Source organism: Paracoccus angustae (assembly GCF_042648745.1).
GTDB classification, from domain to species: domain Bacteria; phylum Pseudomonadota; class Alphaproteobacteria; order Rhodobacterales; family Rhodobacteraceae; genus Paracoccus; species Paracoccus angustae.
Genome location: NZ_JBHRXY010000037.1, coordinates 1 through 22,508, shown reverse-complemented (window position 1 = coordinate 22,508; position 22,508 = coordinate 1). Strand labels below are relative to the sequence as shown.

The 22,508-nt window shown below is 58.7% G+C and carries 26 protein-coding genes; 7 read left to right on the top strand and 19 right to left on the bottom strand.

The annotated features are described in order from the left end of the window. Nucleotides 1-192 (top strand): hypothetical protein (locus tag ACFOM8_RS19845; RefSeq protein ID WP_377763998.1); only part of this gene is annotated, 192 nt, incomplete at its 5' end. Nucleotides 193-610: 418 nt separating this feature from the next. Here ACFOM8_RS19845 and ACFOM8_RS19840 read toward each other — a convergent pair. The 3 genes from ACFOM8_RS19840 to ACFOM8_RS19830 are packed head-to-tail and all read right to left on the bottom strand — an operon-like array spanning nucleotide 611 to nucleotide 2,485. Next, entirely contained in the window at nucleotides 611-1,018 is a 408-nt protein-coding gene (locus ACFOM8_RS19840) for a hypothetical protein (RefSeq protein WP_130992141.1), read from the bottom strand. After that, nucleotides 1,015-1,728 (bottom strand): hypothetical protein, encoded by a 714-nt coding sequence (locus ACFOM8_RS19835; RefSeq protein ID WP_130992142.1) that lies wholly within the window; start codon nucleotides 1,726-1,728, stop codon nucleotides 1,015-1,017. The genes ACFOM8_RS19840 and ACFOM8_RS19835 overlap by 4 nt, the downstream gene beginning before the upstream one ends. Further along, nucleotides 1,718-2,485, bottom strand: coding sequence for a ParA family protein (locus ACFOM8_RS19830; RefSeq protein ID WP_130992143.1), 768 nt, complete (start codon nucleotides 2,483-2,485; stop codon nucleotides 1,718-1,720). The genes ACFOM8_RS19835 and ACFOM8_RS19830 overlap by 11 nt, the downstream gene beginning before the upstream one ends. 748 nt (nucleotides 2,486-3,233) lie before the next feature. Between ACFOM8_RS19830 and ACFOM8_RS19825 the strand changes: the two genes are divergently transcribed. Genes ACFOM8_RS19825 through ACFOM8_RS19815 form a run of 3 tightly spaced genes read left to right on the top strand, consistent with a single transcriptional unit; the run spans nucleotide 3,234 to nucleotide 7,891 of the window. Further along, nucleotides 3,234-3,776, top strand: coding sequence for a hypothetical protein (locus ACFOM8_RS19825; protein ID WP_165455819.1), 543 nt, complete (start codon nucleotides 3,234-3,236; stop codon nucleotides 3,774-3,776). Further along, nucleotides 3,757-5,898, top strand: a complete 2,142-nt coding sequence (locus ACFOM8_RS19820; RefSeq protein WP_377763995.1) for a relaxase/mobilization nuclease domain-containing protein — start codon at nucleotides 3,757-3,759, stop codon at nucleotides 5,896-5,898. Before ACFOM8_RS19825 ends, ACFOM8_RS19820 begins: the two co-directional genes overlap by 20 nt. Then, nucleotides 5,891-7,891 carry a type IV secretory system conjugative DNA transfer family protein gene (locus tag ACFOM8_RS19815; protein ID WP_130992257.1) on the top strand — a complete coding sequence of 667 codons (2,001 nt, stop codon included), beginning with the start codon at nucleotides 5,891-5,893 and terminating at the stop codon, nucleotides 7,889-7,891. The genes ACFOM8_RS19820 and ACFOM8_RS19815 overlap by 8 nt, the downstream gene beginning before the upstream one ends. Nucleotides 7,892-7,950: 59 nt before the next feature. On the opposite strand, the gene ACFOM8_RS19810 is transcribed toward ACFOM8_RS19815, so the two are convergent. From ACFOM8_RS19810 to ACFOM8_RS19735, 16 genes are all read right to left on the bottom strand, one after another. Next, entirely contained in the window at nucleotides 7,951-9,015 is a 1,065-nt protein-coding gene (locus tag ACFOM8_RS19810; protein ID WP_130992258.1) for a type IV secretion system protein, read from the bottom strand. Nucleotide 9,016: 1 nt separating this feature from the next. Further along, nucleotides 9,017-9,532 (bottom strand): hypothetical protein, encoded by a 516-nt coding sequence (locus ACFOM8_RS19805; RefSeq protein ID WP_130992259.1) that lies wholly within the window; start codon nucleotides 9,530-9,532, stop codon nucleotides 9,017-9,019. Further along, nucleotides 9,525-10,535, bottom strand: coding sequence for an ATPase, T2SS/T4P/T4SS family (locus tag ACFOM8_RS19800; RefSeq protein ID WP_377763992.1), 1,011 nt, complete (start codon nucleotides 10,533-10,535; stop codon nucleotides 9,525-9,527). The genes ACFOM8_RS19805 and ACFOM8_RS19800 overlap by 8 nt, the downstream gene beginning before the upstream one ends. Nucleotides 10,536-10,537: 2 nt before the next feature. Then, nucleotides 10,538-11,944: a TrbI/VirB10 family protein gene (locus tag ACFOM8_RS19795; RefSeq protein WP_377763990.1), complete on the bottom strand. Its 1,407-nt coding sequence runs from the start codon at nucleotides 11,942-11,944 to the stop codon at nucleotides 10,538-10,540. Continuing rightward, on the bottom strand, nucleotides 11,941-12,654 hold the full coding sequence (locus tag ACFOM8_RS19790) for a TrbG/VirB9 family P-type conjugative transfer protein (protein WP_130992262.1): 714 nt from the start codon (nucleotides 12,652-12,654) through the stop codon (nucleotides 11,941-11,943). Before ACFOM8_RS19790 ends, ACFOM8_RS19795 begins: the two co-directional genes overlap by 4 nt. Further along, nucleotides 12,651-13,298, bottom strand: coding sequence for a virB8 family protein (locus tag ACFOM8_RS19785; protein WP_130992265.1), 648 nt, complete (start codon nucleotides 13,296-13,298; stop codon nucleotides 12,651-12,653). Before ACFOM8_RS19785 ends, ACFOM8_RS19790 begins: the two co-directional genes overlap by 4 nt. A gap of 60 nt (nucleotides 13,299-13,358) precedes the next feature. Beyond that, complete coding sequence (locus tag ACFOM8_RS19780; protein WP_130992263.1) at nucleotides 13,359-14,153, bottom strand: type IV secretion system protein; 795 nt, start codon at nucleotides 14,151-14,153, stop codon at nucleotides 13,359-13,361. Further along, the gene (locus tag ACFOM8_RS19775) at nucleotides 14,153-15,301 is read right to left on the bottom strand and encodes a transglycosylase SLT domain-containing protein (protein ID WP_377763988.1); all 1,149 of its coding nucleotides are present in this window, start codon (nucleotides 15,299-15,301) and stop codon (nucleotides 14,153-14,155) included. The genes ACFOM8_RS19780 and ACFOM8_RS19775 overlap by 1 nt, the downstream gene beginning before the upstream one ends. After that, nucleotides 15,288-15,512, bottom strand: coding sequence for a hypothetical protein (locus tag ACFOM8_RS19770; RefSeq protein WP_130992089.1), 225 nt, complete (start codon nucleotides 15,510-15,512; stop codon nucleotides 15,288-15,290). Before ACFOM8_RS19770 ends, ACFOM8_RS19775 begins: the two co-directional genes overlap by 14 nt. Then, a complete protein-coding gene (locus ACFOM8_RS19765; protein WP_130992090.1) occupies nucleotides 15,505-17,883 on the bottom strand; it encodes a VirB4 family type IV secretion system protein in 2,379 nt (792 codons plus the stop codon). Before ACFOM8_RS19765 ends, ACFOM8_RS19770 begins: the two co-directional genes overlap by 8 nt. Then, entirely contained in the window at nucleotides 17,873-18,151 is a 279-nt protein-coding gene (locus ACFOM8_RS19760) for a type IV secretion system protein VirB3 (RefSeq protein WP_130992091.1), read from the bottom strand. Before ACFOM8_RS19760 ends, ACFOM8_RS19765 begins: the two co-directional genes overlap by 11 nt. A gap of 4 nt (nucleotides 18,152-18,155) precedes the next feature. Further along, nucleotides 18,156-18,461, bottom strand: coding sequence for a TrbC/VirB2 family protein (locus tag ACFOM8_RS19755; protein ID WP_377763986.1), 306 nt, complete (start codon nucleotides 18,459-18,461; stop codon nucleotides 18,156-18,158). A gap of 8 nt (nucleotides 18,462-18,469) precedes the next feature. After that, nucleotides 18,470-19,090 (bottom strand): lytic transglycosylase domain-containing protein, encoded by a 621-nt coding sequence (locus ACFOM8_RS19750; RefSeq protein WP_130992093.1) that lies wholly within the window; start codon nucleotides 19,088-19,090, stop codon nucleotides 18,470-18,472. A gap of 25 nt (nucleotides 19,091-19,115) precedes the next feature. Further along, nucleotides 19,116-19,457, bottom strand: a complete 342-nt coding sequence (locus ACFOM8_RS19745; protein WP_130992094.1) for a hypothetical protein — start codon at nucleotides 19,455-19,457, stop codon at nucleotides 19,116-19,118. Nucleotides 19,458-19,626: 169 nt separating this feature from the next. Beyond that, the gene (locus tag ACFOM8_RS19740; protein ID WP_130992095.1) at nucleotides 19,627-20,256 is read right to left on the bottom strand and encodes an acyl-homoserine-lactone synthase; all 630 of its coding nucleotides are present in this window, start codon (nucleotides 20,254-20,256) and stop codon (nucleotides 19,627-19,629) included. After that, a complete protein-coding gene (locus tag ACFOM8_RS19735; RefSeq protein WP_130992096.1) occupies nucleotides 20,222-20,536 on the bottom strand; it encodes a hypothetical protein in 315 nt (104 codons plus the stop codon). Before ACFOM8_RS19735 ends, ACFOM8_RS19740 begins: the two co-directional genes overlap by 35 nt. Before the next feature lie 66 nt (nucleotides 20,537-20,602). On the opposite strand from ACFOM8_RS19735, the gene ACFOM8_RS19730 reads away from it, so the two are divergent. The 3 genes from ACFOM8_RS19730 to ACFOM8_RS19720 all read left to right on the top strand — a co-directional run bounded on the left by ACFOM8_RS19730 (nucleotide 20,603) and on the right by ACFOM8_RS19720 (nucleotide 22,500). Beyond that, entirely contained in the window at nucleotides 20,603-21,223 is a 621-nt protein-coding gene (locus ACFOM8_RS19730) for a helix-turn-helix transcriptional regulator (protein ID WP_130992097.1), read from the top strand. 352 nt (nucleotides 21,224-21,575) lie between these two features. Next, nucleotides 21,576-21,854 (top strand): hypothetical protein, encoded by a 279-nt coding sequence (locus tag ACFOM8_RS19725; RefSeq protein WP_130992098.1) that lies wholly within the window; start codon nucleotides 21,576-21,578, stop codon nucleotides 21,852-21,854. Between the two features lie 79 nt (nucleotides 21,855-21,933). Beyond that, nucleotides 21,934-22,500 carry a hypothetical protein gene (locus ACFOM8_RS19720; RefSeq protein ID WP_246020838.1) on the top strand — a complete coding sequence of 189 codons (567 nt, stop codon included), beginning with the start codon at nucleotides 21,934-21,936 and terminating at the stop codon, nucleotides 22,498-22,500. Nucleotides 22,501-22,508 lie beyond the last annotated feature (8 nt).

The window sequence follows — 22,508 nt, the reverse complement described above, 5'->3', positions numbered from 1 at the left end:
AAATCTCAAGCCGGGAGTCGCGCTTTGACCACCTACGAGATCCGGGACGACCCCGACGACCTGCCCATCATCTGCGCGACCTTGGCGGAAGCGGAGCGGCGCGGCCAACGCCGCGCCGTCCGCCTCGGCATCGAGGTTCTGATTTACGAAATGCACCCCACGCGCGGAGAGCGGCTTATCAGCGCGATCTGACACCCGGCCCCCGCAACAGCAGCGGGGGCTTTCCCTTGACTATCAGGTTGACCAGGCGGGGCGGAGCCGTCGAGCCGGCCCCGCCCCGCCTGGCCCTGCGCTATCCGCGCGGGAGCCGCGTGCGCGGCGATGCGGAGACGGTTGCGCCGTCAGCCCATGAAGAAGCCCCGCCCTTTCGGGCGGGGCGAGAGTCAGGGAGGGAGTGCCGTTCAACGTAGGGTTGCCCCAAGGGTTCCTTTTGTGCCGCGGTATGGCGGCAAACACAGCCCCGATCACTGCCGGAATTGACCACAGCCTACTCACGTCCCTTCGCTCTGTAGGGGCACGTTCCGTTCGTAGGCTGCAAGCCCGTGGCAAGGGTCTGCCACGGATGGACAATTCCGATCCGGCCACGCAAGGCCGCCTGCCTCAGAAGGTTTCAGGCGTCAGCACCACACGAAACCGGAAACGCGGAGCCTGTGTCCAACCGGAAGGTCTTGCCGTTTGCCGTCAGCTCGATCTGCGACCCGCTGCGTAGCACGCCGACGAGGCCCCTCCAGTCTTCGCCATCGCGACTGACGGCGGAACCGGAGACCATCTTGCCTTGGTGCGTCTTTGTCGAGGACTTGATGAGATAGTCCCCATCCAGCGGTTCACCGTCGAGCGTGACGCTCAGGTGGTTGGTCGGAGGAATGAACGCACCATCGGGATCACAGACGGCTGTGGCGGAGATCCCGTCACCGGAGGCGGTGTAGATATGAAGCCCCCTGAAATCGGTTTCTTCCTCCCAAGCCGATGCAGGAACGGCAACCACACAGAAGGCAGCGGCAAGAGCCATGTGCTTCATTTCGACAGTTCCTTGATGGTGTCGTCCACGCAGGCGAACCAAGCTCGTTCGATCTGGCCGACTATCAGACTGGATCGCGGGGCCTCTGCACCATTGAGAACCTGATCCTGGATCGCCTGAAGTATCTCCTTCTTCACGGCGATAGAGGTGCGGTAGTTCCACTCGGAAGGCCCACTTGGTTCCTGCACTTGTGGGATGTAGCGAGGTTCGATCCGGATTTCTGGAAGACGGCTGTAGGCAGTTCGCAGCACGTCGCCAGGTTCGATGCCCCTCTCCACGATCTTCCTCATGGGCTCCACTTGTCGGACCAACAGCCTGAGGCGCACATCGACTTTTACTCCGCGGTTCTGCTTAGCGCGGGGCGGAAGAACTATCGTTGCGAGGCCCGGAGCCGTGGAAGCCGATGCACCCTTGGGTGCCGTCTCGGTCTCACTCATGATCGGTTCCTGCTGGAGCGACTCCTGTTGCACAGGGGTATTATCTGCTGGCAACTGGAGGCTTTCGCTGACATCAGGAACGGCGGTTTCAAGTGAACCTGAGAGCTTTGGGTGCGGTTCTGAAGGCGCTGCACTGGCCTTCTTCCGCTTGTTGAATGCTTCCAAGGCATCCTTATTGAAGGGCTTGAGGATTGTGGGTTTGCGAACACCCGTCACCCCTTCCTCGAAGCCGGTGGCATCTTCTCTGGTGGTTCGGATGCGTTCACGCGCCATGAATATCCCCCATTCTCCTGTCGTCGAAGATGTTATTCACAAGAGTGATGGCGTGAGCTAGAGCAGCCTCGAAGTGAAAAGCCTTGAGCTTTTCGTTTTTGTCTTCGCTGTCTCTGCACTTGGTCAGAACAGCACCCAAGGGACCTAGTTCATCCATTTCACGATACTGCGTCTTTTCTGGCACCATCGTGGCAAGAGGATTGAACTGGTCGATGATTTCGTAATGGCGCTCAAACTCACGTGCCGCTAGATCCTTTGGCTTCGGATTGCCCCGGACGTGCGTCAGAAGGTTTGGCTTCACTCTGGAAAGCACAATCCTGAGAGGCGGTATCGAGTCCGGGTTCTCAGCCCTCCTTTTCAAATCCTGATGCCATTCTAATGTTTCTTTGGTGCGTTCGCGATCACCTTTAGCGTTCATGCATGGAACGATTAGAACGTCCGATACACTTGCTAGATCAACTGCCCAAGAGCTACCCTCGCCCTTTGTGTCGATTATGATGAACTCGACCTCATCCTCATAGCGTGAGACCAAATCGAATAGATCGTCAGCATCGGTCGGAGCGCGAACAATGATGTTCTTGTCGGCGTAACCCGTTTCATTCGCTGTAACCCACCAGTTCACAATGTCTTTGCTAGGGTCCAAATCGATGATGAGGCATTTATGATCGGTGAAGGCAAAGGCAGAGGCCAAGAGCTTAGTTATAGTTGACTTCCCTGCGCCGCCTTTTCGGCTGATCATTCCAAGCACAGTTGCCATTTCGTTAGCTCCGTTTCTGTCCCAGCCTCTTTTGAGGCAAATTGTTTAATGATGGCAGGCTCACTTTCATTCCTACCGCCCAGCAATGCTATGTCAAGTCGTCGCGACGTAACGACGCGACGGGATGACGTGACGAAGCAACGTGACGCAACAACGCGACGCAACAACGCGACGCAACGACGCGACGCTACGACGCAACGCAATGGCGTGACGCGACAACGCGACGTAACGACGTGACGTGAAGACGCAACTTAGAAGCGCGACGTAATGCCGCGACGCGACGACGCGACGTGACGACGCGACGTAAAAGCGGGACGTGATGACGGGACGCCATGACGCGACGTCATGACGCGGAGTGACGACGCGAAGAAGCGACGCGGCGAGATGACGTAATGTTGCCTCAGATTGCAGTCGCGCCCTTGTTGCTAGCTTGATCTGGACGCAGCACTCGACGGGAGCCGCCTGCATGGCCGCTGAGGGGCGGCTAAGGGCTGCTCCCTAGGGGATGCACCCTTGAAGAGCTTAAGGGCACTCAGCGGCCCGCTCAGCGCCTCTGAGTCCCTATTAGCCACGTCACACTGCTTAGACTGTTGCCTGAAACGGAAAGGCTAGTGTCGGACAAGCCAGATTTCATTGACATTTCATCAGTCTTGACCAACACTAGCCTTGTAGATTGGCAAGAAATACAAGTCTAATTTTTTACACATCGGACATGGCTGGAAGAACGTCAAAAATTAGTCCTAGCGACGTGAAGAAGATCGTATCTTCAATGCGTTCTGGCGTGCCGGTCACAGTCCTGGCGAAGACCTATGGTGTCACACGCCCAACCATTTACCGGGTTGTGCGGGCCTTCCACGAGAAGGAGGCTGTTGCGAATGCTGGCACCGCCCCAGTCTCATTCACTGTCGATCGTGACAGTCTCAGGGCATTCGACGCGTTCACAGGCCGTCTTGGTCTTGCAAGTAGGGCTGATGCCCTGCGTCGTGTTTGCCGCGTTCCAGCGGGTTTTTTAGAGCCTGACCCTGATCTGGCGGATGCGCTGCGCGACGTTGCGGCGCAGTTGTCAGCCATAGGGCGGAACGTGAACCAGCTTGTCGCGACCAAAAACTATGAGGTGAGGCGTGGTCAAAAACTCAAGCTGACCAAGCCGCAGGAGCAGCTTCTAACTGATCTTCTTGAGCACATCGACGGCGTTTCAACTGTTGTTCGCGAGATCGAAGGCAAGCGTGCGTCGCAGACCCTCCGAAGGTTTGTTGCGACGATGAAGGGGCATGACGATGAGCCGCGTTAATGCCGTTTCTGCTGTAACCGGAAAACTCTTCGATGAGGATTGGAGCAGGGTTGGACGGGGTAGGGGGGCCGGTCAAGCTCGCCATATGGCACGCGCCGCCCAAGGCGCATCGCCAGCAATTTTCAAGATGATCCGCACAGGCGGTTGTGCCTCGCGCAGTCAGCTATCTGCTCAATTCAATTACCTGTTCAGCAAAAGTGTCGATGTTCACGATTCAAGAGGACTGCTGGACGGCGCGAAGGTTCTGAACCCGGAGCAGATCGAGTCTGCTGTTTCGCGTTGGGCTGATAACTGGAAGGGGCAAATGAATGCGGCACGGACAAGCCATATGCTTATGTCCTTTCCGCGCGGGGCAAAGCCCAGCCATGTCAGCCTGATCGCGGGAGAAATCTGCCGCGAAAAGCTGGGTGGTAGGTTCGACTACATGATTGCGGTTCATACCGACAGCCCCAACAAAAATCCTCATGCCCACATCATCGTCAACAGGAGAGGTCAGGATGGAGATTACTTCATCCTGCGCCGAGGCACGGAATACAGTTACGAGGCTTTCAAGGAGGCCATGGTTGATCATGCTGATCGCTATGGCATTAGACTTGAGGCCACCTCGCGCTTGCAGCGAGGTCATATTCATTATCCGCCGACTGACGGCGAGTGGCGACGTGCCAGGGAAAGATCTGCACAGACTGGCACCGCTTTCGAGGCACCAGAAGGAAAGCCCCGAATTGGTGATGCTCTGGTCCGTGCCACCCAAGAAGTTCGCGACTGGTCCCTGCGCTATCGCGATTTAGCGAGCTTTGCCTCGCAGCAGAACATGCAGGATCTAGCAACTGCATTTGAAAAGGCATCTTCGGTCCTTGCCGGAGGTGGCACCATTATATCGAAAGGGGAACCATATATGTCCTTAGTAGAAGATTTCGATAAAGCCGCCGCGAACTTGAGAAAGGCCGTTGATGATGCGGAGCAGCGCATTGAGAATGCGGCCCCGAACCAGCGTCCCGCCATGGAGCGCAAGCTGGCCGAGGCGCTGACCTCTGTAGAGCATCTGCAGCCCTTGGGCGCCCGGTCGCGTGATCTGCGCGAGAGCGCCAGCGAAGAAGGTATCTATTCGGCCCAGAATCTAAGCATGGTGAACACCCGGTTTGCCCTGGAAGGACGCGACAAGCTGACGGCCGCCCTAGACGGGACCGGCATCGATCCGGTCGAGGTCGAGGCTCGGATGCGCGTGGGGGCCAATTCTGCGGCCCTTGAGGCACGATGGGTTCAGCATGACCTACAGAGCGTAGCTGATCTGCGCGGCTTGGATCTGAGAGACCAGGCACAATTGCAGCAGGCTATCGCAGTGGTAGATGCCGCCTATGATCGCGTTGCAGACGCCTATGGCGTGGATGATGCAATCCATCAGAGAGCAGTCACAAACCGGAGCACTGGTGTAGAAGTAAGCACGGAAAACCCCGATCCGGTTGCAGGTCTGCCCACCGCCAGCGAACTCACTGAGTATCCTGGCGATGATGAGGTTAGAGCCTATATTCAGGGCAACTGGGTGTCTCGTGATGGCGTGGAAGAAACCCGTAGCGTCGTGATCGAAGATGAGGGTCGTTTCTATCCGGCCCTTGAGATTTCCAGAGGAGGGGGCGAGTCGACCTACTCCTTTGATGACAGCAAGTCCTATTCCTCCCTGCGGGAAGCGGCTGATAACAGCGCCGATGCGTATCGCTATTGGGAAGGTCTCGATACTGCCTCCCAGATGGAGCGTTCACGTGAGTCGGACGTGCTTGATCATGCGCCTGCGACTTCGATTGGATCGCAGCATCATGCTCAACCTAACTATGCCGAACTGGCCCGTTATGCGCGTCCTGTCGGGTCCGAGGACGAGAGACGGTTGCGTGAAGCCATTGAGAAAACTCTTAGCAGCGACGAGTTGGAGCGGTTGAAGAAGGGAGATGTGGACGTTTTGCGCGGGGTCGGTGACCGCGACGATCAATTGACCATGGCAAGGGACTATCTGCGTGCGGCTAACGACCCGGAAGCCCGGCATGGCCTTGAGCGCATCAGCGAACAGTTGAGCGAGGAACGCGAGCGGCAGCGTCAAGAGCGCGGTCATGAGGGAGGCGGCCATGAATAAGCTCCACATCTTGGGCGGGGCGCTGCTGTTTGCTGTCCTTGGAACCGGCTTCGCCTATATTGTCGGCACCGGGTTTCTGTCCTTCTGGCGTGGCTACAACGGCCAGTATCTCGACTGGCTGGCGATCGTGCGGGAATACCCGTCACTGCGTTCGACCGATCCGCGAGCATTTCAGATCCTCAACCTGATCTGGGGCGGCTTTGTCCTTCTGTCGCTAGTGCTGGCGGCCAATGTCCTCACCGAAAAACTGACGACCTTCGGCAAGGCGCATTGGCAAAGCAGGCGTGAATTGAAAAAGAACGGCTTTCTGGGAAAGCCCGGACGCGGATTTGTAGTGGGCAAGACGGGACCAGCCAAGGGCAGGGGGAAGTTTCTTTGCTCAGCGGCGTTTCCTCATTGTTTGCTGGTCGCCCCCACCGGGGCAGGGAAAGGGATCAGCTTCGTTATTCCGAACCTTCTCTTGTTCCAGGGCAGTGCCGTGGTTCTCGACGTGAAAGGTGAAAACTTCGAACTGACCAGCCGCCACCGGCAGTCTATGGGTGACAAGATCTGGCGATTTGCACCCCTCGATTGGGACAATCCCGGCCACCGCTATAATCCTCTGGACCGGATCAACGCGCTGCCGAACCCCGATCAGCGCCAGATGGAAATCCGTATGTTGGCCGAGCTGTTCCTGCAAACGGAGGATGATGGTGCCAAGGGCCTGCTGGACGGCGGCATTGACCTGTTTGTTGCTTGCGGCATCTATGCGATTGAGCGTGGCACTCCGACCTTGGGAGAGATTTACCGGCTGGCTTCGGCTGGGGGCGACAAGCAGAAGCAATACATGAAGTATGCGGATGATGTGAAAAGTCCGGCTGCCCGTTTGCTGTTCGAACGCCTGGCCTCGACCAATGACCGCACTCTGACCTCCTATCTGTCGCTTCTGATGACCTCGGGCCTGTCGCTCTGGTCAAACCCCGCTATCGACCGGGCAACGGAGACCAGCGACTTCAGCTTCCGGGATTTCCGGCGCTTTCCGCAGTCCGCTTATTTCGTGGCGCCGCCGCATGATAAGATCCGTGCCATCGCTCCACTCGTCCGGCTGTTCTTTTCGGATCTGCTGTCGAGCCTTCACGACCATCTTCCCGGTGAAGACGAGCCTTGGCGGGTCATGATCATGCTGGACGAGTTCGACATGCTGGGCCGAATGCCGAGCGTGACCGACAGCATCAAGACGCTGCGGGCTTACGGCGGTCACTTAGCTGTGGTGACGCAGACTATCCCTGCCCTCGACAAGATTTATGGCGAAGATACCCGGCTTTCGTTGCAAGGCGGCGCAGGCGTCAAGATCTATCTCGCCCCGTCCGAGCAGCGCACCAAGGCAGAGTTGGCGGCGGCTGTGGGCAAGACTACCGTGCGGGTCACGTCAAAGTCCCGGACCATCGGAAAGGGACCCCTTAACGGGATCAACGTTTCCGAGCGACATGAAGAACGTGACCTGTTGACCGAGGATGAGGCCGGGCGGCTTAAAGAGGATGAAATGATCATCCTTGCCAATGGGCATCACCCGATCAAAGCGTGGCGGATCAAATACTTTGATGACAAGGTGCTGAAGCCTATCTTCCAAGCACAGAAAGGCCCGCTGCCTGGTCCTGATCCCAAGGATATTGAACTGCGTTCGATGCGTGGCGAACTCATGCTTGCCACCAGCAAGATCACAGAACTGGCTCAGAAAGTAGACGGCGGTGTCACCAAAAGAAGCCGGGTCAAGGGTGCCTTACCACATATTGTGCTTGAGCAAGTGGGAAAGAAATCGTCCGATAATAAATCGGCCAACAATCCTGACAAGACAGCGCCAGTGATCGTTCGGAGGCGCAGCCTTAACCCAAACCTAGCGTCAGGTATCGCAATTTCCACCGATGATGCTGCCGTCAAGGCGATTGTCGTTACAACTGAAAAGGTTCAGACGATCTCGCCGGACGATGATGGACTGTCCCTAGAAGCAAGTTAAAAAACAGGCGGCCTTCGGGCCGCCTGCTTTTTTTGTCGTTAGATCCGCGCGCTTGAACACTATCTTTTTGCCAACGCGCGGGCCTTGTCCTGCATCCGGTTTATGGACTCAGCCACGCCTGTTGACGCTTGGGTGACTGCCGGATGCGCTGCGAACGCTTGGGCATTGCGACCAATCGCGTTCTCACCCCGGTATGTTTGCTGGGCCGCTTGGACGGTGGATTTAGCCGCGGCAGCAGTGTTTTTTAGGCCCCCCATATACGTCCTTGCGTTTTTCCCCGCCATGTAACCAACAGCCGCCAAGCCCATCATCTGCATGTTTCCAGACACGGAACTGACAAGGGAGGGCAGGAGCACCATGCAGATCAGGATCAGGATCATCAGGACGATGAACGGCACGAATGCCCCGATGCTGGCGAAGTTGGAGGTTCCGATGCGTCCAACCAGGTCGGTCCCCATGGAGATCATGATCGAAAAGATCGAGGCGATGAACAGGGGGTAAAGAGACCAACTGACACAGGCCGACACCCACCGCTCGAAGAAGCCCTTTGTCGCCTCAAACAAGGTCAGGGCAATGACAATCGGGGCGAGACCCAGAAGCACGGTGATGACCACCTTCGGGAACAGGATCAGGACGGCAGAGAAGGCCGATATGGTGCCGATCAGCAGGAGGCAGATCCCGGAGACAACGGCGGTCACAAACCAGCCACCCATTTCCGCAGCGATGTTCGTGGCCGCAAGGGTGAACTTGTCCATCATCTCGTCAATGGCAGTGGCAAATCCATCGGTGATCGTCGGCCCGCTCAGGCCGTCTCCGCTTGATGCCAGAATGCCGCCTGCCGTGGCCTCGATGGCTTTCTGGATGCCGCCCGCCACAGCCCAGAACTGGTTCCAGTTCCAGGCGAAGATGCCGATCAGCGCCAGCTTGATCATCAGGGCCAAGGCGTGCCCCCAGGTCATGGGACGCAGTTGCAGCATCATGTTGATGCCGACCAGGGCCACGGCCAGAACCGCCATATAGCCCACGAGGGTTCCAGAGGCTTCCACCAGCCCCAGGAATGTCGATCTGGCGGCATTGGTCAGAAAGGACTCGGCTGAACCCACGATCAGTTGGACAGCGGACATGTCAGCGCCCTCTCCATGCTTTACAAATATCCAGCGACTGTTTCAGGGTGTCGCCTTCCTTCCGGCCAAGCTGGGCCGAAAACTGAAAAATCCCATCCCGATCCTTGCCAGCCGTCAGTTCCTCATACTGCCGTTCGGCTTCATCCCAGGATGGAAACTCAACCTCGCAGGGGCAGGAGTTGGTCTCGATGATCGCCTGTTGACGACTGATATTGTAGAGATGTTGCAGGATCAGGGATCGCCGCGCTTCGGCGGGTGGCAGGTCATCCGCCCATTGCGGCAGCGGAGGCATGACGCAGCCATGCCGCGACCTCTTTTCGCCGGTTTGAGGTTCAGACAGGTCCGGCATCGTGAAGTCCATGAAGTCCCGTTCAGCCTGGGCCGCTTCAGCCATTTTCCCTGACTCTGGGAACGGCGGCGGATCAGCGCGAAGCATGTTGGTCATCACCACCGCCCCGGCGATCATGCCAACGGCTGCCGCCGCTGCACCAAGCAGCATCGAGTTGCGGTCAAACATGGGGGGCTTCTCCTTCGTCGCCGTTGTCGGGGATGTAGAATTCGAGAACGCCGCGGTCACCGCCGGCACGGCCGGTCTGGATCACCACGTCGATGGAACTGCCGATGTAGCGCAGCGTGTCCGTATAGGTGAGCGGCAGGTCCGCCTTCAGCGCCATAATGGCGAGCTTTGCCAAGGCCAGCTTCGGTGTTTCGGCATGGATCGTCGTCATCGAGCCGCCGTGGCCGGTGTTGATGGCCTCGATAAAGGTCATGGCTTCCTTGCCGCGCACCTCGCCCACAACCAGACGGTCAGGCCGCATTCGCAAACAGGACGTGAGCAGAACATCCGGCGAGCGGGTCCGGCTGTCGCGGTCCGCAATCAGCGTCACGACATTGGGCTGCGCAGGCACCAGCTCTGCCGCGTCCTCGATGGTGATCAGCCTCTCGCTGTCGGGAACATAGGAGAGCATCTTGCGGGCAAAGACGGTCTTTCCGCTGTCTGTCGCCCCCGCGATCAGGGCATTCATCTTGTGCGCGACGATAAAGGCCATGGCCGCGTCGATCTGGCCTGAGGCCGCAAGCGCCTTCAACTCGCGCTTCATCTCGGCGCGGGCTCCATCCACCGAATATTCCCGGCCATGGAGGTATTTGACCGTGATCTGGTCGAGGGGCAGGGTGGAGAAGAAGCGCAGCGAGATCGCCGCGCCCGTCGAGACGGCTGGGGCCGTGACCACCTGGGCGCGGATGGGCCGTCCCTTGTAGATCACGGAGGTGGAGATGATCGGGGCCTCCTTGCCGATGGTCAGCCGCCCGGCACTGGCGATGCGTCGGCCGAGATCGTCTATTTCCATCGCGCTCATGGCTGTGCGGTCCACCGGCTGCATGGCTGCGTCGCCATGCCGGAGGGACCAGATGCGCCCGTCCGGGTTGATGGCGATTTCCACAAGGGCAGGGCTGTCGATGACAGGTCCAATCGCCGCCAGGGCTTCATCGAGATAGCTGCCGTGGCTCAGGTCATCCATGCTCAGAATATCTCCAGGTCGCGGTCCACCATCACCGTGACGCGGGTGCCCTGGGCCACGGTGATCGTCGGCGGGATCGAGATGTATTTTCCAATAGCCGCGTCCGTTGCGCCGCCAAGAGCATCCGACACGCCCGTTGCGGCGTCCGAGCCGCCCGTCGAGATCGTCACGCCTCCGTCGCTGTCTTCATCTTCCAGAAGCGAAGGAATGGCAGAGATCGTAGAAATCAGCGCCGCCGCCCCGAACCGCTTGAAGAAGTGGCTGTTGACCTTGCCGGTCGTGCCCGAGCGGCCAAGAGCGTCACCGCCGAAGGAACTGATCTGCACCGATTGGTTGTCGGGCATGATGATGCGTTCCCACGCGACCAGAAGGCGGTTCTGCCCGATATCCACATCCGCCGAATAGCTGCCGATCAGCTTTGAGCCACGCGGAATGAGGATGCGCGAGCCGTCATAGCTGACCACATCGGTTGTCACCACGCCCCGGATCGGACCTTCAAGGGTCGAGTCGATGGCGGTTTCCAGAACCGCCTGGATCATCGTGCCCTGCGTGACGGTGTTGGCCGGGTTGACGATGATTTCCGCGCGTTGGACCTGCACCGGGCGTCCGGCATTGCGCACAAAGGCGGCATCGTCACTGAGTTTCGCTGCCTGCTGCGCGGCTGCCGCATCACCAAAGCCTGCGGCCTCCGCGATGGCCCCTCCGGGACCATCGCCGCCGCCGATCGCGATCATCGAGGATTGCAGGCGCTGCTGTTCCAGTTGCGCGGCCTCTTCCGCGGCCTGCCGCCGCTGCGCCAAAAGATCATCGTCGCTGCCCGGCACGAAGCCCCCGCCGCCTTGCAGGCGCAGCATGTCCATTTCATTGTTCAGGCCCGCAATCTGCAAATCGCGGTCGCTCAGCATGTTCTGAAGCTCGCGCTCGCGGTTTTCCGCTTGCTGGCGAAGGTCCTCCAACTCGCCCTGCAGGGTGGCAAGGGCCTCGTTCTCGCCGTCCGATGCCGGGCTTTCAGCCTCGGGTGCAGGCTTGGACAAGGCATCGACTTGCGCCTGAAGGCTTCGGATCAACTCGATCACTTCCGAATTGTCGGGGGCCGGAACCGGGTCCGGCACAGTCTCCACCACGACAGCAGGTTCAGGCGCGGGTTCCTCGCGCTGCGGCCGGTCCATGTCCCCAAAGCCGCTGCCTTCCGGCTGGAACTCCTGAGCCTGCCTGACGGGAAGAACCGTCTCGCCTTCCGGTTGGCTATAAACATAGACCGCACCGGCCAGAACGGCTGCGCCGCCGAGAGCCAGGGCCAGCTTGGCCGCACCGGGCTTGGCTGCCCGTCCGGTCCCACCCCTTCCGGCCTCCTGATCGTTCAGGGAGGCGAGCCGCTGACGAAGATCGTTGTTTGCCCCATCGCTCATTTCACCAACCTCACGGCTTTCATCATCCCCACGGTGGACTCGACCTTGCCCAAGCGCAGCACCCAGAAGGGGCTTGTGCCCGTCACCCGCACCACGCCGTCAGGCATGGTCTGCGAGTTGACCGTGACCTCCTGTCCGGCCGTGACCTTGAAGATCGCGGGCAGCTCGCCGTTGCGGCGGAACTTGAAGTAGGTGAAGGCACCATCATCCCAGACCTGCGTGGGCGTCGTGCCGTTCACCACGTTTCCACCATAGTCATGATTGGCAGGCCCACGGGCGATCTGCCGGTTGGCAGGCGTCGTGCCGCCCGAGCCGCGCGGATAGGTGAAGCGGACCACCGAGAACTGCGCGGAGGACGACTCCGAGACCTCGAAGTAATATTGCCGCTTGTTGGTATAGACGTTGATGTTGGTGGCAGCACCGCTGGTCGTGGGCTTCATCACGAAGGCACTGCCGCCCGGCACCGCGTCAAAGTTGAAGCTGACGGTATCGCCCGCAATGACAGAGGTGATCTGTTCATCCGGGCCAAACTCCACGGACGTGACCCGGCCCATCTGCGTCTGGATGCGGTAAACCTGTCCATCGACCCATTGGGCATAGCGGACACGGGCATCGAGATTTCCGGCGCGGGGCGTGACTTCAGCCAGAGCCTCGGAGACACCCATGCTGGCAGCAGCCAGGGCTGCAACAAAACCAAGAGCGCGTTTCATTGGACCTCCAACCGGTCAGACGTGATGGCATATTCGTAGACACTGAAGCCAAAGGGGTTCGTCCAAACCTCATCGAGAGGCCGGGCCTCGGTGGTCTCGTAGCGGAAGGCCAGGGTGGCGCTGAACAGGCCCTCGGTGATGCCCCCATCATCGGCCAGGCGCTTGCGCAGCCGGACCTGGGCGCGATCCTCGGTGATCAGCGTGACCGACAGGATCTCCACATCCATCCGGGCGCGGGGTCCGTATTTCCGTTCGGGATAGTCCGGGTTTTCCGAGGACCAAAGGCTGCGCATCGAGGCCAGGGCTGCGCCGGATGAACGGTCGATGACTGAGCGGACCCGCACATCATTGTCGAGTTGATTGAAGGTCTCGCGGTCGCGCACATAGGAATGGACAAGCGACTGAACGACCGCATCCCGGTGATCGAGGGATATGGCTTGCAGGTTCGCGGTCGGCAGCGCCATGCCGCTCGACGGATCAAACGGCACGAGGACCGGGGCAGGGGTTTCGTGACTGGCCGCGACCACGGCTGCCATGAGGCAACCGAGGGCGCCAAAGCCCCAACCGGCAATCCCGAACTTCTGCCAGAACGCGCCACGGCGGCGTTCGCCATAGATCAGTTCTTCCTCCGTTTCGCTGACCATCTTCGGAGCGACGGATGCGGCTTTCGCCTTTTTGTTTTTCTTGAGATCGAACATCGGGCCTTACCTCAGGTCCGGGATTTGGAAGTCGAGCATTTCCTGTTCCTGCGCCCAGGCACTCGCCTGCGACACATCCGACATGCCCATCCCATAGCTCTGCATGGCGAGAAGCTGGTTGTTCAGGATCAGCTCCTTCACCGCCTCGCCCATCATTCGGGTGTTGAGATCGATCGCCTCCTTGATGCCGGTCTGTTCCGGGATCTCGGCCACAAGCGTATCGAGGCGCTGAAGGCTGACAAAGGTTTCGCGCTGCGCGGTATCGGCGGTCGCCGCCACCAAGGCCCCTGTCGTGGCCTGTGTCGCCGCCCGCTTTTCCGCCACGCTGCCGCTCTTGCCCATGGTCTCGACGCGGGCAGGATCGAGGCCCGCCTCCCTCATGGTCGATTTTGCATTGGTCTGGATCGCCGTGCGATAGCCCGAGGATACCCCCGACCAATCACCCGTGCTTGCCGATCCAGCGGCTTGCAGGATGCTGGTCATCTTTGGGTCAAGAACCGTGTCGAGGCCGCCGCCCATGAGAAGGCCCTGAATATCGGCCTTGCCGGTCAGGACGGCATAGATGCCCTCCAGCTCCGCCGTCTGCCTTTGCAGTTCGGCCAGTTGATCGACAAGGTGATCCAGCATGTCGGACTGGATGCCGAAGTCTTCGAGCATCCGCTTGATCTGCGTGATCTGCTGGGTGATCGACTGCGTGTCGATGGTCGGCACGCCCTGGGCAAAACCGGATGACGTGACAGCCAGCGTCGAGGTCACGCACAAACCTGCACCGAGAAATAAACTGGTGATGGTGTTTCGCATCACAACCTCCCTTGGAAATCCATAAATCTGCGTTCCTGGGCAAAGGCTGCCGCCGCAGCCACCGCCTCGGCCGAAAGCGGCTTGGAACGGGTCGCGATCAGCCGGGTCCGAATGACCAGAAGCCGGGCAAATTCCGCCCGCACAAAGCTGTTCAGAGCCATCGCCTCGGCCGCGTTTTCCGTCTGATCGAGCCGCGACATGGCCTCTTCGAGCCGGGCCATTGCCAAGCCCATGTCCTGCCCGGCCTCGTCGGCATATTGCGCGACGGCACCGCCGATCATCGCCTTTTCGGCATTCGCCAGATAGGAGGCCTCGATGGAGCCTATCTGGTCTGCCGCCCCGAGCTTTGCCATGTATTCGCGGTATTTGGCGGGGATGACTTGGACGTATTTCCGGGTTTCCGCGAAGGGCGGCACGCCGCCATGCTTGCGGACATTGCCCGCCCCCGCGTTGTAGGCCGCGAGTGCCAGGATCATGTCGCCGTCAAAGGCATTGAGTTGCTGCGCCAGATAGCGCGCGCCGCCCTCTGCCTGAATGTAGGGGTCGGAGCGATAGGTGGACCGGATGCCCAGGTCGCCGGCGGTGTCGGGCATGATCTGGGTTAGGCCATAAGCCCCGACCGGCGACTCTGCATGAGGGTTGAAGCGGCTTTCCTGCCAGATCATCGCCTGCACCCAACACCGCCACTGGATCAGCGACAGGCCCGCTTTCTGAAGATGATGCGTGTCCCTGGCCGCGCGGATGATGATCTGCTCGACGTTTTCCCGACCCTCGCCAAAAAGCTGCTCAGCCGCCGCGCTGTTGTCCGTGGCATAGACCGCCTGCTTTCCATCCCCGGCCGCTTCAAGGTCCGCGATCATGGCAGCGGCCCCTGCGCCGCCACCCGGCAGGATCATTCCGCCCGACACATCGCCCAGGGTCTCAACCTGCTGGCGATCTGCCTCAAGCCTCTTGCGCGCTTCCTCCGCCTTCTGCCGTTGCAGCGCCAGGTCAGCTTCCATCTGCGCGGTAATCTCGGCTTCCTTGGCATTCTTGACCGGATCAAAGACCGGAACACCCTGCGCCAGCGACGTGCTGGACAGCATCAGCGCCACCAGCGGCACCGCTGCCGCCAACGGCCAAGGAAACAGCCGGTCAGGGCTGCGCATAAGGACCGTCCTCGACCGCGTTTTCATAAAAGCCGACCTTGCGAACGGCATCCTGCCGCGCCTCGCCCCACAGTTCAGGCAGGGGCCGCAGATCGCAGGTCAGATCGCCCCGCGCGGTGAAGCATTTGCTTTTGATGGGCTGTGACTGCGTGCCTGCGCAGGCCGACAGGGCAAGAGAGCCAAGGAGCGCCAGGAGGACAGGTTTACGCATCATCAAATCCTTTCCAGAAATCAGGCCGGGTTCGGTAATCCGCCCCCACAAGAGCCTCACCGGCCTTCATGCCGCCGAGGATGGTCAGGAGCGGGCCGAGGGCTGAAAGGTCCGTGTCGATCACATGCGAGCCGTCATCGGACCGCAGGAGCGCCACGCGCGAGCCGGGGTTCACCCCCATGAGGATTTCCAGCTCTTTTTGGTTGAGGCCGAGGCCGTCATAATCGCTGACGCTGGCCTCCTTGTTCGGGAGCAGCATTTTCGTGGGCAGGGCTTGCAGCAGCGTGCGCCCATGCGCCGAGGCGTTCAGTTGGTGCGCAAACTGCGTCATCATCACGACAACGGTGTTCTGCTTTCGCGCCGTGACGAGCCAGTTCTCGATACGGCCCGCGAAATAGCTGTTGTCGAGAGCCTTCCACGCTTCATCAATGATGATGATCGTCGGGCGCTTGTCCTCGATCTTCCGCTCGATGCGGCGGAAGATGTAGGACAGGACCGCCATGCGGGCCTTCTGGTTGTCGGTGTCCAGAATGTCGGTCAGGTCAAAGCCGACAAACTGACCGTCGAGGGAAAAGCTGTCCTCGACCTCCTGACCGAAGATCCAGCCAAAGCGGTGTCCGGCGGTCCATTCGTTCATCCTGTCGGCAAGTGCGCCCCCGTCATGGGTGGCACCCACCAGTTGGGCAAACTGGCTCCAGGTCCGCAGCCGCGGATTGCGCACCTCTGCGTTCTGGCGCACGGCATGACGCACGGCGCGGGACTGTTCAGGCTGAAGGGGGCTGTGCCCGCTTTCCATCAGGTGAATGAGCCAGTCGCTCAGCCATTCCTGCCCGGCTGTATCGGTTTCCGTCCAAAGCGGGTTGAGGCCCGTGCGTTCGCCCGCCTTCAGTTCGGAATAGGTGCCGCCGAGGGCGCGCACGGCCATTTCCATGCCCCGGCGATAGTCGAAGACAAAGACCCGAGCGCCGACCCGCTGCGCCTGTGCCGCCAGGAACGCTGCCTGCACCGATTTGCCCGATCCCATGCGGCCGAGGATCAGCGTATGGCCGTTGGAGGGTTCTTTCTGCGGATCGCCTTCCTCGTGGAAGTTGAAGCGATAGGCGCTGCGCGTGATGGTTGGAAACCATGTGATGTTGGTGCCCCAGGGCACCCGAGAGCCGGGCTTGCCCATGGCGGCGCGATGCAGCGCGGCCATGTCGGCAAACTGTTCGTTGGTGATTGCGCCTTCCCGGATGCGGTAGGCCCGGTTGCAGGGATGCTGGCCAAAATAGACCGTCCGCGCGGTATAGCCTTGCGAAACCAGCTTCACGCCCGCCGTGACGGCGATGTTGCGGATCATCGAACTGATGCGGCCAAGCTCTTCTTCGCTGTCGGCATAAACCGCGACCGCCATCTGATGCTGCCCGAAGGTGATCTCTCCCGAGGCCAGCCGGTTCTGGCCGTTCTGCAGGGCAAGGATCAGGTTTTCGGCCTTGTCGTTGATCGCGTCACGGCGGCGCAATTCGCGGGCGACCCGCTCTTCCATGACGCTGTTGTTGACCGGCACGAAGTAGTTGGAGACCACCATATCAACCGGCAGGTCCAGTTCATCGAACATGGTGACGAAGGACTCGCGGGGATATTCCTTGATCGAATAGATGGTGCCGACCCGATCCGGCAGGCTGCCGCCGCTCAGATAGATCTTGTCGCCCTTGAAGGTGACGCGGGTGTTCGAGACGGTTTCCGCAATCGTGCGGTCGAGGGCCGTGTGAAAGGTCGGAACCTCTATGCCCGTGTTGATGCTTTCGAGAAAGCCGAGCAGTTCACCGCTTTCGGCCGTCAGCACACGCGGCTCCATGCCGGACAGGGCCGAGCAGAGAAACGAGACAACCTCGCTCAGTTGCGCCACCTGGGCGCTGATCTGGCCCGCCAGAAGCGCACGGGATTTCTGGATGCTGAACGGGATCTTCGAGAGCACGTCCGGCCGCTTGATGACCGTGATCGTGATCGTGTGTTCGCGCAGGTTCGCGCGGCCCATGTAGCCTTGCCAACGCCGGTCGATCTGCGCCGCCATGCTGTCGCCCGTCACAGGCGGTAGGCTGGTGTCGATGCGCCGCGATACCTTGTGGACCGTGTAGGCGAACTTGTCGCCGGTCTGGGCGATGATGCTGGCAAAAATGTCCTTGGCGCGATCCAGCAGCTCATCGGCCACGGTCAGGCTGTTCAACCCACTGACCCGGATGCACTGGAAAAACTCGTTGCCCTTGGTGCGGATGGTTCGATCATCCACCAGAGACACATAGGGCAGCATGGAGGCCACCGACTGTTCCTTGCGCACCCATGAAGGCAGCACGTCGAGGGCGGCAGGCCCGATCCGAGGATTATGGTTCATAGCTGTCGGCACCCCAGAGGTCTTTGTTTCTGGTCCGGCGGGTCTGACGGCTGACGACAGTGACCACATCGAAGAAATGAGGGTCCCATTCCGCCGCCAGCCAGAAGGCCGGATAGGCAAGGGCCGAGAGCAGAAGCGTCCAGAAGCTCTCGGCCCACACAAAGGCCAGGACGGACCCTGCCATCCAGATCACGGCATAGAACATCGGCAAGCCCATGAGGCGAGGCGGGCGGATGAGACCGAGGAAAAGCAGGGACCGTCTGACCATGGGATCAGGCGCCCCACATGGTGTTCACGATGGTTGCCGCGCCGGCGACGATGGCGATACCCGCCACGACATAGATAACGGTGCGGAAATCGACATAACCCATCAGCCAGGCCGCACCGATGCCGATCACGGCAAGCGTTGCCATGGCCTTGCCGAGCGGCCCGGTCAGGGTGTTTGCGATGCCGGTCAGGATATTGGTGATCGGGCTCAGGTTGATCGTGCCTGCCGCCAGTGCGGGCGAGGTCATCAACATGAAAAGGCCGACCGCCAGGAGCGCGCAAAGCGCCAGATTATAGGCCGAGATCGGCATGGTGTTGTTCATAGGGTGTCTCCGTTCAGTCGGGAAAAAACGGCCATGACCTTGCGGACGTGACCAATGGTTTCGCGGTAAGGGGGGATACCGCCGTGGCGCGAAACGGCCTCGGGACCAGCGTTGTAGCCAGCCAGAGCCAGCTCCTTCGTCCCGAAGCGATCGAGAAGAAGAAGCAGGTATCGGGCAGAACCATCGAGGTTCTGGTGCATGTCGTGGGGGTTTACGCCGAGCGTCGCCGCTGTTGCGGGCATGAGTTGCCCAAGACCGATAGCACCCACATGGCTGCGAGCTTTCGGATTGTAGGCACTCTCGATCTCAATATTGGCGCGGTAGAAGTTTCGCCATTCCGTGACGGACATGCCAGCTTTGCGCAAAGCAGCATGACCGCCGTAGCGCATCGCTGTTTGATCAATGGCACTGAGGACTTCTGGCCTTGCCGCGACTGCCCGTGGCGCTCGAAAACTGGGTTCCGGCTGGGCCAGGAAAGACATTGAGTTGTCTGGAAGCGAAGCCTGACGTTCGGCTTCCCTGATTATCGGTTGCCCACCGGAGCCATAGTGGCGGGCAAAACCGTTACTTTGTTCTCTGTATTGGAAGGTTCCATCGGACCCTGGCACAAGCACCATGCCATTTCCGAGGCAGGCATTTGCGCTAAGTGTCAGACCTCCAATCAGCAGAATAGCTGCCGTCCTTGAAGAGTTCAAACGCTTGTCCCTTTTCCTTAGGTATTATTATTCCGGGGAAGCCCCAAGATATTATTTTTGAAGCAACGCCCGACACTGTGAGCGATGTTTCTGCCTTGTTTCTTACTTTGTAGACCACTAACCGCCGTGATTTTTTATCAGCCGATACGACTTCAAAAATCCACTTGCCTACGACTGCCGTTCCTTTTCTCGAAACACTTTCGAGGCAAATAACGATAACTGATCCGCCCTCGTTTACGACTTGCGCAACATCCTCGCTGAGTATCACTGGAGGTATGACTTGACTCATTGTTGGCTCCTGCTCGTTGACAGGTGCCTTAATGCACTATGTTGGGTTGCTCGCACTAGCTGGTTTCACCTAGATCAACACATGTCTAACAATTCATTTATTGTTAGTCAACAATAAATGAATTGTTTGCGAAGATCATTTTTGTTTGCGCCAGCTTGCGCGGCTAGGGCTACTCCAGCTTGCGCACAGGGCACTCGAAGACCTGGAAGGCTCCGTCGTCGTTGCCGGTTACAGGGCCGAGTTGCTTGACCGGCCAGTTCAGCGAGTTGGCCATACGCTTGAACGCTGGCGACCCTAGAAAGAGCACCGTCTCAGCGCCTTCTTCGCTTAGGAACTCGTTGACCTTCGCCAGGATCATCCGCGAGATTTCACGTGGCCCCTTCACCACCATACGGGTGATCTCCCACATGGAGGTGTCCATCGAAGGAACCTCATAGCAAAGGTTGTCCGGTAGACCGGGAAGGATACCCAGGCACGCATCCCTGATCATGTAGCTGTATTGCAGTTGACCTTTGCCGCTGACCTGGTTGGCACGACGCAGCCGAGCACCCCCGACTGTCACACCGTTAAGAGTGGCAATGACATAGACAGTATCGAAGCTGTCATACTGTTCGAACTCAAGCTCTTCAGCGTGAAAGAGAGGCCACTCCAAGCGGTCCACGAAGACCTCTTTGCGTAGCTTCAAATACTCATTCACCAAGTGCCAGCGATCCAGATTGCTGGGGCAGCGGACAACCTCAACATGGTAGCCGCTTTGCGCAGCTTCACTGAACTTTTGTTTTGCCTGCATCATCATCATTGCCACCTACTTCAAACACTTGTGTCGAACCTATAAACAAACGAATGCCATGGGGGGTCACGGCCCAGACACCGGCATTGGAGAATTTGACAGTAATTTCCTGGCCTTCGGTGAGGTGCGAAAACATCGTGAGCAGGTTTTGAGCCATATCTACTGTGAAGTTTGCCTCCGCAGAGATAGTCACCGCTTTCGGGCGCACTCTGTCCTCAATGCTCTTCATCGTTGTCCGGGCCTTCTGCCGTTCTCTTGCTTGGCTGGCATAGAGGAAGATTTTTGGCATTGACACTCACTTGTCTTTTTAGACAGGAGATAAGGACACTTTCACGAAAAGGCTTGACATTCCGCTATGCTTGAGATCGCGATCCCCAACCACGAAGCTGAGCTTCAACAGCTTGAAGCCATTGGTTTGTCAGGTTATTTTCTTGGCTTCGGACTGCGCTTCGGCCAGCCGGACTTCTTCATGAACAAGTATCCGGACGCGTGGACCAAGGAATACGAGACCGAGAACTACTTCTTCGGAGATCCCGTGGCTGTCTGGACGATCACGCGTGAGGGGATGGTCCGGTGGTCGCAGGTGAAGTTGCCCGACATGCGGAAGATCATGGTTCGGGCCAAGGCACACGGCCTGAAGTATGGAGCTACATTTGTCGTCAAGATAGGATCGAAACGATCATTCTTGTCTATCGCACGGCCTGATCGTGAACTGACAGATGAAGAGATGACGCTGCTCATGTCTAAGGTGAAGATGTGGGCTCAGCTCTTTACGCGGTCGCGGGTTGCCTTGACTGATCAAGAACTAGAGACGTTGAGACTGATGCACAGCGGGTTGCGGCAGAGTGAAGCTGCAGAATTAATGAGTATCAGTGTCTCAGGTTTGAAGGCCCGACTTGATAGTGCGCAAAAGAAGCTGGGTGCCCGGAATACCACCAGTGCTGTCAGCACGGCAGTGAGAATGAACCTGATCTAATAATCAATTATGTTAATCAATAAATAATCAATGCCGCGGTCATGCGGCATTGACTATTTTGGCGCACCTTCTATTTATTTTTTCTTATTACAAAATCATGTATTCGGCGGGGCCGTATCAACCTGTTGATCGGCGCTAGGCTTGGTTAACAGAGAAAGTCAAGGGCAATCGTCTTATTGGCTAAATCTTCTGTCTATTTAGCCACTGGCCTTTAACTTCCAAAACTTCACCCTCAGAACTGGCGCAAATAACTTCTACTGCGTCAAAGAACCATGACCTTCTCTCTTGCACATCTACAGTTGGAGTCGGTCACACCTGGGCGGGCTTTGTCGCACTGCTGGAAGGCAGGTGCATGATCGGTCCACTTGCTGTCATAGCCTTGGTTCAGGTGGCTTCATCAGGACCATACATCCCTGCGCCTCAAGTTCTGCATCTGTGCGTCCCTCCCGCTGATCCCATAGAGGATCAAGCTACTCTGGAGCGGCACGGAATAGAAGAAAGAGAAGAATACATACGATATTTCAATGATTTAAACGCTTATCTCCTTTGCCTGCAGAAGTCCCAGACCGACATCATCCAACAGTCGAATGTCTGGCACGAGCGATACAAAGAAAAATTCCTGAGCGAATAAAGATGAAATCGTTAAATAATTCATTTATGTTGTATGTTGAGACCTACACGTGCTACTGGCCGTCAACAAGGAGGTTCAGATGAAGGTTAAGACCCTCGGTGCTGCCGCATGTGTAGCAACCGCCTTCAGCTTTGCATCGCCTGCTGCCGCCTACCCCATCGACTGCGCAATCCTTCTATGTCTGGCAGGCGGTTTTCCGGCCTCGGCAGAGTGCAGCGCGGCAAAGGCCGAACTAATCCGCCGCATCACACCCTGGCCGGTTGAGCCGCCCCTGCAACTGTGGCGATGCCCCATGGGCGGTCACAGTGTAAGCCTGCCAGGTGGAGGTGGTTCTGACAGCATACCGCCCGAGGTTGCCAAATATCGTGATGCCATCGAACTCTGGCAGCTTTCCAAACATGTGACGAGCGGTAGCGGAGGACGAGACGTTTACACCAGCACGGTTCGCTACGGATATGCGCCTTCGTCTGGTGAGTGGGTCCGATTTCCTTCCAACGACAATGCCTTGCCTGAATGGCTGGATGACACGATCAGGCAGCGGACGGGCAAAGGGTTTCAGGACGAGTATGGCCGAGGCTTCAGGAGCATCGTGGTTCGGATGCAGGACTACACGGGCGCATCCATGACGGAATGGGTGAGCTACTGATGAATCAC